This is a genomic window from Pseudomonas sp. 05N434 (genome assembly GCF_056396965.1).
The window spans coordinates 1-351 of the sequence record NZ_JBFTMK010001215.1 but is presented as its reverse complement, the minus strand read 5'-3'; the positions used below and the strand labels follow the sequence as shown (position 1 = coordinate 351).

The window sequence follows — 351 nt, the reverse complement described above, 5'->3', positions numbered from 1 at the left end:
GTGCCGATCAGGCCGCTCTGAGCCAGATAAGTCCGCTCGTTGCCGTTATCGAACAACTGGAATGGAATTTCCGGATGGTCCTGGCGACGTGGATACAGCGGCAGCGTCAACTGGGCAACATCGCCACCTTGTGGATCGATGGCCAGGTTGAGCACATCCGTTTTGATCTGGATGAGGTCTTTGCTTGCAGCCACTGGCGTTTCAGCAGGTGCAGTTGCACTGGTATCGCTTGCAGCGCGCGGGATGTCGTCACTGGCGGAAGCATTATTGCCAGTCGCCGTATCCGGTAGACCCGGTGCGGTAGTACTGGAAGCAACATTCTGAGTCGGCAGGGCAGCCTGGCCATAGTCC

1 protein-coding gene is annotated in these 351 nt (G+C 57.8%); it reads right to left on the bottom strand.

Annotated features, from left to right (window positions below):
* On the bottom strand, positions 1 to 351 hold a 351-nt coding region (gene yidC, locus AC1DLB_RS32495; RefSeq protein WP_477786592.1), incomplete at both ends, for a membrane protein insertase YidC.